Genomic DNA, 6372 nt, shown 5'->3' on the forward strand with positions numbered 1-6372 from the left:
GTCGTGGTGGAGGCGGTGTCTGGGGCGGTGGTCGTGGTGGAGGCGGTGTCCGGGGCGGTGGTCGCGGTCATGAAGGGGTCCCTTCGGTTCCTCGCTGGGGGCGTCGGGAGTCGGCCCCCGACACCGAAGAATCTAGGCCCGGCGATCACCCGCGAGAACCCTGCTTCCACGGCAGGCGGCTTGATCAGCCGGGGAATCCCCGGCATGCTCCGCCCGTGACCACGCATTCCCCGGCGTACCTGCCGGACTCCACGGACCTGCGCATTCTCGAGGTCCTGCAGCGCGACGGCCGGGCCAGTTTCACGGAGCTCGCGCGAGCGGTGTCGATGTCGGCCAGCGCCGTCACCGAGCGGGTGCGGCGGCTGGAGGAGGCCGGGGTGATCCAGGGTTATTCCGCCGTCGTCGACCCGGAACGGCTGGGCCTGCCGATCCTCGCCTTCGTCCGGCTGCGCTACCCGACGGGGAACTACAAGCCGTTCCACGACCTGGTGGCCGTCACCCCGGAGATCGTGGAGGCGCACCACGTCACTGGGGCGGACTGCTTCGTCCTCAAGGTGACCGCGCGCTCGATGCGGCACCTGGAGGAGGTCACCGGGCGGATCGGCGGGCTGGGCGCGGTGACGACCAGCGTGGTGTACTCCTCGCCGCTCCCCCGCCGGGCGATCGCCGGCTGACGGCCTTCCCGCGGCTTTCGACCGCTTCGCTTTCTCGGCCTCGGTTGCTGTCCCGACCCCGGTCGCGGTCTCAGCCTCCGCCGGGCACGCCGCGCTGCCGCAGCCGCGAGCCCTGCCGTCCCTTCACCACCTCGAGCTGGGCGTGCACCCGGCGCTTGAGGTCGGCGACGTGGCTGACGATGCCCACGCTGCGGTCGCGCTCACGCAGGGAGTCGAGGACGTCGAGGACCTCGTCGAGTGTCTGGTCGTCGAGGCTGCCGAAGCCCTCGTCGATGAAGAGGGTGTCGAGGCGGACGCCGCCCGCCTCGTCGGTGACCACGTCGGCCAGGCCCAGCGCCAGGGCGAGGGAGGCGAAGAAGGTCTCGCCCCCGGAGAGGGTGGCGGTGTCCCGCTCCCGGCCGGTCCAGGCGTCGACCACGTGGAGTCCGAGGCCGCTGCGGCCCCGGCCGGAGCGGTCGGCGGAGTGGACGAGGGTGTAGCGGCCGCCGGACATCCTGAGCAGCCTGGCGGTGGCCGCCGCGGCGACCTGTTCCAGGCGGGCGGCCAGCACGTAGGACTCCAGGCGCATCTTGCGCTCGTTGTCGGCGGAGGTGCCGGCGGCCAGGCCGGCCATCCGGGCCACCTTGTCGTGCTCGGCGCGCAGCGGGGCGAGCGCGCGGGCGGCGCGGGCGGCCTCGGCGGAGAGCCGGTCCAGGTCGGCGCAGCGCCCCTCGGCGGCGTCGTAGGCGGAGGCGGCCTCGCGGACACGGCGGGTGGCGGCGGCGAGCTCGGTCTCGGCGGCGGCCGGGTCGGCGGGCGGGAGCCGGTCCGCGGCGGCGGTCTCCTCCTCGGCGAGGACGGCGCGGACGGCCGCGTACTCGTTGCGCCAGGTGTCGATCCGGCGCTGCAGCGCGCGGTGCTCCGCCGCGTCGAGCAGGGCGTCGGCGGCGGCCTGCGGGGTCTCGAAGCCGGCCCGGTAGGCGGCGTCGGCGAGCCGGGCGTCGGCGTCCTTGAGCCGGTGGGCGGCGTCCTCGGCGGCGCGGGCCGCCTCGGCGGCCTCGGCGAGCAGGGTGGCGGCGCGTTCCAGCTGGGCGGCGCGGGCGGCGACGGTCGAGGCGCCGCCGCGCGCCTCGGCGAGCTCCTGCTCCAGGGTGGCGCGCTCCTGGTCGAGGCGTTCGCGGTGTCCGACGCGGGCGGCGGCACGGACGGCGGCCTCCTGCCGGTCGGCGGTGCGGCGGGCGTGCTCCTGCTCGGCACGGCGCAGTTCCTCGCGGGCCGGGTGGAGGTCGCCCGCGGCGAGGTGTTCGCGACGGTGCCGCTCGGTGAGCTCGGCCAGCTCGCGGGCGAGGTCCTCGGTACCGTCCTCCCCGGCCTCGGCGACGGCGGCGGCCAGCGACTCCCGCAGTCCCGCGTGGCGCCGCTCGGCCCGGTCGGCCTCCTCCTGGAGACGCCGGTGATCGGCGCGGGCGGCCTCCTCGGTGGCCCGGTCGACGTGGCCGGCGGACCTGCCGGCCGGGGCGGGGTGCTCCGGGGAGCCGCAGACGGCGCAGGGTTCGCCGTCGCGCAGGGCGCCGGCGAGTTCGGCGGCGATGCCGTCCAGCCGCTGTTCGCGCAGGGTGTTCCAGTGCTCGTGGGCGGCGGCGGCGCTCTCCCGGGCGGCGGCGGCCCGCGCGTGGGCGGTCTCCGTCTCGGCGGTGAGCCGGTCCCGTTCGCGGGCGGCGTCCAGCCGTCGGCGGGCGGGTTCCTGCCGTGCGGCGAGCTGTTCGGCCCGGGTGGCGGCCTCCTGGGCGGCCTCGGTCCGGGCCTGGAGGGCGGCGCGGGTCTCCTCCCAGCCGGCCAGCCATTCCTCGGCCTCCTGCAGGGCCTCCTCGTCGTCCCGCTCCTGCCGGTCCAGCCGGCCGCGTTCGGCGGTCAGGTCGTGCAGGCGGTGCTCGGCGCGGCGGGCGGACTCCAGGCCGCCCAGTTCCTCGGCGGCCCGGCGGGCGGCGGCGGCCAGTCCGGCGGCCCCGTCCCCGGCGCGCTCGGCGGGGAGCAGGGCACGGGCCCGCTGTTCGGCGGCGGTCGCCCGGCGGTGCTCGGCCTCCGCGTCGCGGCGCAGGTCGAGGGCGGGCGCCACCGCCTCCGCCTTGCGGGACCGCTCCAACACCCGCTCCGCCTCCCGGCAGACCTCGGAGCCCTCCTCCAGGCGCTCCGCGCGCGCCTGTGCGTCGGCGGACCGGGCCTGCAGACGCGCGAGTTCGCGCACCTCGGCGGCCCTCCGCCCGGTCTCCGCGCGGTGCGCCTCGGCGGCGTCGAGCGCGACCCGGGCGATGTCGAGCTGTTCGCGGGCGGTGGACCGGGCGACGGCGGCCTCGGCCAGCACGGTCGCGGCGAGACCCGGGTCCCCGGGGGCGAGGGCGGGCAGGTCCATGGCATCGCCGGCGGCCTGCTGCATGCGGTGGGCGCGGGCGAGGAGGTCCGCGTCCGCCTCCTTCACCCGGGTCTCGGTGGCGCGGCGGCGTTCGGCGAGGCGCTTCTCGACCTCGCTGAACCGCTCCGTGGCGAAGAGCTTGCCGAGCAGCTTGCCCCGGGCCTCGGCGTCGGCGCGCAGGAACCGGGCGAAGTCGCCCTGCGGCAGCAGGACCACTTGGCAGAACTGGTCCCGGCTCATGCCGAGGAGCTGGGTGAGCTCCTCGCCTATCTCCTGGTGGGAGCGGCTGCCGGTGCTCTTCCAGGCGCCGGCCGCGGCGTCGTGCTCGCGCAGCAGGCTCTGTGCCTTCTCCGGGGTGGTGCCCTTTCCGCGCTTCTTCGGGCGGAGCCAGGCGGGCTGCCGGGTGATCTCCAGGCGGCGGCCGGCGACGGTCAGCTCCAGCACGACCTTGGTGGGGACCTCCGGGTCCGCGTGGTCGCTGCGCAGGGCGGAGCCCTGGGCGCCGCTGTGGCCGCTCTCGCGGGCGCCGGGCACCTTGCCGTAGAGCGCGTAGCAGACGGCGTCCAGCACGGAGGTCTTGCCGGCGCCGGTCGGGCCGTGCAGCAGGAAGAGGCCGGCCGCCGAGAGCTCATCGAAGTCGACGGTCTGCGTTGAGCCGAACGGGCCGAAGGCGGTCATCTCGAGCCGGTGGAGCCTCATCGGGCGACCTCCTTGACGGCGGCGTCGGCGCGCACGGCGTCGAAGGCGTCGCGGAGCACGGCGCGCTCGTCGTCGTCGGGGCCCGCGCCCCGGACGTGGGCCACGAAGTCCTCGGCGATCTGCTGGTCGGTCCGTCCGGCGAGGCGGCGGGCGTAGGAGACCCCGGCCTCCTCGGGGGCGCGTTCGGGCTCGAAGGCCAGGCTGAGGGTGTGCGGGAAGCGCTCGCACAGGCGGGCCATGGGTTCGGCCGGGCGCACCGGGTCGGTGAGGGTGGCCTCGATCCACGCGTCCTCGTGCCGGGTGAGGCCGGGGTCCTCGAGCAGTTGCTCCAGGGGGCCGCGTATCCGGGCGAGGGCCCGGGGCACCGGGCAGTCGATCCGCTCGGCGCTCACGCCGCCGTGGGCGTCGAGGTCCACCAGCCACATGGTCTTGCGGTGGTCGGCCTCGGAGAAGGAGTACGGGAGCGGCGAGCCGGAGTAGCGGATCCGTTCGGTGAGGGTCTGGCAGCCGTGCAGGTGCCCGAGGGCGACGTAGTCGACGCCGTCGAAGACGGAGGCGGACACCGAGGCGACGCCGCCGACGGTGATGTCGCGCTCGCTGTCGCTGCCCTTGCCCCCGGTGACGAAGGCGTGCGCCAGGACGACCGAGCGGGTCCCGGCGGGCCGGCCGGCGAGGTCGGCGCGGACCCGGTCCATGGCGGCGCCCAGCACCGCCTCGTGTCCCGCCCTGTCGACGCCGAACTCCTCCTTCACCAGAGCCGGTTCGAGGTACGGCAGCCCGTAGAAGGCGACCTCCCCGAAGGCGTCCGGGAGGAGCACCGGGACGCCGGCCGAGGCGGCGTCGGTGCGCAGGTGGATGCCGGCCCGGTCGATCAGCCCGGCGCCGACGCCGAGGCGGCGGGCCGAGTCGTGGTTGCCGGAGATCATCACGGTGGGCACGCCGAGGTCCGCGAGCCGGTGCAGGGCGTCGTCGAACAACTCCACGGCGGCCAGCGGCGGCACCGCACGGTCGTAGACGTCCCCCGAGACGACCACCGCGTCGACCTGGTGCTCGCGCACGGCGGCGAGCAGGTGGTCGACGAACGCCGACTGGGCGTCGAGCATGTTCACCCGGTGGAACGACCGGCCGAGATGCCAGTCCGACGTGTGCAGCAGCCTCATGCCCACCGACCTTAACGGGGGCCACGGACAACACGGGACTTGGTGGCGTTTTGTCCCGATTGCGCCAATTGCCGGGCGAATGCCGGTTCTTGGCCGGCGCCCGTCGTGGGGCCGGCGCGCGCCCGGGAGCCTTCGACGGCTCCCGGGCGGCTTCCCGACGGGCCGTCAGGGCTGGAGCGGCATGCTCCAGCAGTTCGAGACCGCCGCCTTGCCCTCGAGCCGGTCCTTCAGCCAGTCCACGGCGTCGCCCTGGTCGGTGAGCAGCGGCACCATGTGGTTGGTGAGGATCTTGTCACCGAGGTTGGGCAGGACGATCGCCTTGTACGTGACGTTGCCGCCCTTGCGGCACCAGTCGACCGCCATCTGCCGGGACTGCCGGTGCGGCACGATGTCGTCCTGGGTGCCGGTCGCCACCCGCACCGGACCGGACGGCTTGCGGTCGCCGATGCGCTGCTCGTCGAGCACCTCCCGGATACGCGGCTCGCGCTCCACGATCTGCGAGAGGGAGCTGCCGTCCTTGGTCCAGGAGGAACTGCGGCGGAACCCGTAGCCGAGGAGCGAGTCACCGATGCACATGCCGGACAGGTCCTCGAGCGCGGCACGGCCCTTGTCGTCGAGGTGGGCGTCGGCGATCGGCCGCAGGTCGGGATAGGCCTGCAGGAAGCCGTTGAGCGACCAGCCGAGGGCGCCGGTCAGGGCGCTCCCGTCGATGCCCTTGATCGTTTCGGCCAGGTCGGCCGGCGGGGCTCCGGCGTAGGTGCCGGCCAGCCGCACGTCCGGGGCGTAGGAGGCGGCGAGCTCGGCCGCGGCCGCGGTGGCGCCGCCGCCCTGGCTGTAGCCGTAGAGGCCGATCCGCGATTCGGACGTCAGCGAGGTGCCGGGCAGCGAGCGGGCGGCCCGGACCGCGTCCAGCACCGCGTGCGCGCCGTCGGCACGGTTGACGTAGGTGTGCAGCCGGTCCGTCGCGCCGAGTCCGACGTAGTCGGTGACCACGACGGCGACGCCGGAGGCGAGCAGCCGGTAGATCGACAGATCCTCGTAGCCGACGGAGAGGGAGTCGCCCTCCAGCAGGATCGGGTACTGCAGCCCCTTGGAGGCGGCACACTCGTCGCCCTGCCCCATGGTGCCGGGCGCCACCGCCACCAGCGGCCGCGCGCCGCCGCCGCGCCACTGGGCGGTGGGCTCGACGTAGGCGCCGGTCACCGCGACGGGCTGCCCGGTGGAGTCCGTGGACCGGTACATCAGCCGGGTGGCCTTGCCGGGGAACGGGCCGCCGAGGGTGGGCAGGGTGATGGCCAGCGGCAGCGGCTCGGTGCGCACCAGCGCGCCGTTCTGCGCGGGCAGGGTCGCGGGCGGGGTGTAGAAGTCCGACCCCGCCTGGGCCGCGGCCGTCTCCGACGGGGCGGCGGGCGCCGCCTGGGCGACCGCGGTCTGCGCGCCCACGCAGGCC

The 6372-nt window shown here is 75.6% G+C and carries 4 protein-coding genes; 1 reads left to right on the forward strand and 3 read right to left on the reverse strand.

Going from position 1 to position 6372, the window contains the following annotated elements; all coding sequences use genetic code 11:
* Positions 1-215 precede the first annotated feature (215 nt).
* Entirely contained in the window at positions 216-674 is a 459-nt protein-coding gene (locus ACOV8S_RS27650) for an Lrp/AsnC family transcriptional regulator (protein ID WP_448321167.1), read from the forward strand.
* Positions 675-744: 70 nt separating this feature from the next.
* Here ACOV8S_RS27650 and ACOV8S_RS27655 read toward each other — a convergent pair whose 3' ends face one another.
* From ACOV8S_RS27655 to ACOV8S_RS27665, 3 genes are all read right to left on the reverse strand, one after another.
* Positions 745-3762: an AAA family ATPase gene (locus ACOV8S_RS27655; protein WP_448321168.1), complete on the reverse strand. Its 3018-nt coding sequence runs from the start codon at positions 3760-3762 to the stop codon at positions 745-747.
* Positions 3759-4922, reverse strand: coding sequence for an exonuclease SbcCD subunit D (locus ACOV8S_RS27660; protein WP_448321170.1), 1164 nt, complete (start codon positions 4920-4922; stop codon positions 3759-3761). Before ACOV8S_RS27660 ends, ACOV8S_RS27655 begins: the two co-directional genes overlap by 4 nt.
* A gap of 165 nt (positions 4923-5087) precedes the next feature.
* Positions 5088-6372 (reverse strand): lipase family protein (locus tag ACOV8S_RS27665; RefSeq protein WP_448321172.1); only part of this gene is annotated, 1285 nt, incomplete at its 5' end.

It is taken from the genome of Streptomyces sp. CO7 (genome assembly GCF_053474865.1).

Coding starts and splice junctions, on each gene's coding strand:
- ACOV8S_RS27660 (WP_448321170.1), bottom strand. CDS start 4,922: ATGAGGCTGCTGCACACGTCGGACTGGCATCTCGGCCGGTCGTTCCAC.
- ACOV8S_RS27655 (WP_448321168.1), bottom strand. CDS start 3,762: ATGAGGCTCCACCGGCTCGAGATGACCGCCTTCGGCCCGTTCGGCTCA.